Origin of the sequence: Paenibacillus xylanexedens (assembly GCF_007680605.1) — a bacterium.
In the GTDB taxonomy this organism is placed as follows: domain Bacteria; phylum Bacillota; class Bacilli; order Paenibacillales; family Paenibacillaceae; genus Paenibacillus; species Paenibacillus xylanexedens_B.
The window spans coordinates 1-223 of record NZ_VEIO01000106.1; the positions used below are offsets into that span (position 1 = coordinate 1).

The 223-nt window shown below is 41.3% G+C and carries 1 protein-coding gene; it reads left to right on the forward strand.

Features of this window, described 5'->3' with window-relative positions; genetic code table 11:
* Positions 1-223 (forward strand): condensation domain-containing protein (locus FS818_RS28575; RefSeq protein ID WP_145336796.1); only part of this gene is annotated, 223 nt, incomplete at both ends.

Genomic DNA, 223 nt, shown 5'->3' on the forward strand with positions numbered 1-223 from the left:
GCCTTAGTGAAACAAGTGCAGGTCGATTTGTTGAAATCCGAGCAGTATGATTATGTGTCTTTGGCTGATATTCAAGCGCACAGTACACTCAAAACGAACTTATTTGATCATATTTTCGTATTCCAGAATTATCCGATGGATACACTGCCTGTTCAGGAGCAACCTGCAGGAGAACAAGATTTTGTTGTAACAACGGTAAAGGGAACGGAGCAAACCAGTTTTG